This window comes from Cognatiluteimonas telluris (assembly GCF_011320095.1).
Lineage (GTDB): Bacteria > Pseudomonadota > Gammaproteobacteria > Xanthomonadales > Xanthomonadaceae > Cognatiluteimonas > Cognatiluteimonas telluris.
Genome location: NZ_JAANOY010000061.1, coordinates 1 through 2,886 on the forward strand (window position 1 = coordinate 1; position 2,886 = coordinate 2,886).

A 2,886-nucleotide genomic window follows, 5' to 3' on the forward strand; every position below is an offset into this window, starting at 1 on the left:
GCCGACCACGTCCAGCTACAGCTGCCGTCCGTACCTGACCGGCAACAACGAGACCTGCACGTTCAACGCGCCGACGGCGGGGACGTACTACGTCAACGTGCGTGCCTATGCCGCGTACTCGGGCGTCTCGCTCAAGGGCACCGTCTCGCCCTGAACAATCGCACCAGGCGCTGGCTGCAGCAGCCAGCGTCCATCCTGGACGAACCCCGGCGTACAAGCCGGGGTTTTTTTTCGCCAGGATCCGCACGACCAATTCCAGGAACGGTGGGATGGCGCCAGGAGCGCGGGCTGCACGCGCGGTGGCGGCAAGCGGAATCCCGCGCGAGCCGAACCGGGACGCGTGTCAAGAAAGCATTACAAAACCGTAATGCAATTGGCGAGCAATGCGTGACTTGCATCACGCTTTTGGCGCTGTTTTTGCTGCGCTCGCAACATGCTTTGCAACGTGGCGCTCGCTTAGCGTGGCACTGCGGCCAGGACATCGGTCGCGCCCTCAAGCGCACCTGGTTTTTGGCCCGCGAACAGGCGGGTCTCCACCGGCAACGACACCCGGCACGCGGGCGGAAGCCAGTCCCGTGCTGCGACCGACCGCGGCAGGACGCCGACGCCGGTCTGGGTTGCCGTGACGTCCGCAGTCCCGATCAGCCGTCGCCCGTCGGTCGCCCGCCAAGGCGATCCCGCCATCCCTCCAAGGACAACCCTCCCGTCATGTTCGCCACCACCAACCCATTCCGACCCCGCGCCCTCGTCGCCGCGATCGCCCTGATCGTGACCGCGTCGATGGCGCCGCTCGGCGCCCACGCCGCCAACGCACTGGCCGCGTCCGCCACCGCACTGCGCAAGGGCGATGTCGTCCTCGGCGCACTGCCGAGCAGCCATCCGATCCACATCGCCGTCGCGCTCAAGCTGCGCAACGCCGACCAGCTGAAGAGCTTCATCGCCGCTGCCGGTCACCGCGGCGCGCCGACCTTCGGCCAGACGATGTCGCACGACCAGCTGATGGCCAGGCACGCACCGACCACGGCGCAGGCACAGCGCGTGGCCGCGTACCTGCGCCAGTTCGGCTTCACGAATGTCGTCATCGCGCCCAACCGCCTGCTGGTCTCGGCCGACGGCACCGCCGATGCGGCGCAGCACGCCTTCATGGCCTCGCTGGTGCGGGTCAAGGCGCACGATGGCCGCGACACCTATGCCAACAGCCACGCCGTGCACATCCCGGCCTCGCTGCAGGACACGGTGCTTTCGGTGATCGGCCTGCAGGACGTGCATCGCGCGCACCTGGGGCTGCAGACCCAGGCGGTGACCGGGCATTACCCGACCGAGTTCGCGTCGATCTACGGCGCGGACAACGTCGCCACCGGCGCCGGCGTCACCGTGGGCATCATCACCCAGGGCAAGATCACCCAGACGGTGACCGACCTCAACACGTTCACCGCCAACCACAGCCTGCCGACCGTCACCACCCAGACGATCAACACCAACGGCACCAGCACCGACACCAGCGGCGTGGGCGAGTGGAACCTGGACAGCCAGGACATCGTCGGCATGGCCGGCGGCCAGGTCGGCAAGATCATCTTCTACAACATCCCGACCCTGTCCAACGCCAACCTGACCGCCGACATCAATACGGCTGTGACGGCCAATGCGGCGAAGATCATCAACGTATCGCTGGGAGAATGCGAAACCGACGCCCAGGGCGACGGCTCGGCCGCGGCGCAGGACCAGAGTTTCCAGACGGCCGTCGCGCAGGGACAGACGTTCTCGATCTCCACCGGCGATTCGGGCGCGGACGAATGCGGCAACGGCGGCGTCACCCCGAGCTGGCCGGCGGCATCGCAGTACGTGATCGCGGCGGCGGGCACCACGCTCAATGCGTCGACCACGACGTGGAGCAGCGAGACGGTGTGGAGCGGCAGCGGCGGCAGCCAGAGCACGTTCGAACCCAAGCCGAGCTGGCAGACGCTGTGGTCGGGCAGCCATCGCGGCGTGGCCGACATCGCGTTCGATGCCGACCCGAACTCGGGTTCCAAAGTCGTCGTCAACGGGTCGATCCAGCAGATCGGCGGCACCAGCCTGTCGGCGCCGCTCTTCGCCGGTGCGTGGGCACGCGTGATCGCCACCAAGGGCACCGGCGTCGGCTTCGCCGGTCCGTTGATCTACGCACTGCCGCAGTCCGACTTCCATGACGTCGTCTCCGGCAACAACGCGGGGTCCACCGCCACCACCGGCTACGACCTGGCCAGCGGCCGTGGCAGCCTGATCCTCAACACGGCGATGGCGCACATCGGCGGCGGTGGCGGCAACACGGCCCCGACGGCGAACTTCAGCTTCACCACCAGCGGCCTGGTCGCGACCTTCAACGACAGTTCCAGCGACAGCGATGGCACGATCGCCTCGCATGCGTGGACCTTCGGCGACGGTGGCACCTCGACGTCGGCCAGCCCAAGCCACACCTATGCGTCCAGCGGCACCTACAGCGTGACCGAGACGGTCACCGACGACGGTGGCCTGAGCGCGAGCAAGACGTCCTCGGTGACGGTGAGCGGCGGCGGCACCGGCGGCAACGTGCTGAGCAACGGCGTGACCGTGACGGGCCTGGCGGCGTCGACCGGCGCGTACCTGAAGTACACGATGGTGGTGCCGGCCGGCGCGACCGGGCTGAAGTTCGTGATGTCCGGTGGCACCGGTGATGCCGACATGTACGTGAAATTCGGCAGCGAGCCGACCGACTCGTCCTACGACTGCCGTCCGTACGTCAACGGCAACTCGGAAACCTGCGCGATCGCGACTGCGCAGGCGGGGACCTACTACATCAACATCAAGGGCTACCAGACGTTCTCCGGCGTCAGCCTGACCGGCAGCTACTCGACCGGCGGTGGTGGTGGT

The 2,886-nt window shown here is 67.7% G+C and carries 2 protein-coding genes; both read left to right on the forward strand.

The features are described 5' to 3' along the window. Positions 1 to 154, forward strand: a 154-nt coding sequence (locus tag G7B67_RS12805; RefSeq protein WP_207780872.1) for a PPC domain-containing protein, incomplete at its 5' end; no start/stop codon positions are given. A 554-nt stretch (positions 155 to 708) separates the two neighbouring features. Beyond that, positions 709 to 2,886 (forward strand): protease pro-enzyme activation domain-containing protein (locus G7B67_RS12810; protein WP_166213032.1); only part of this gene is annotated, 2,178 nt, incomplete at its 3' end.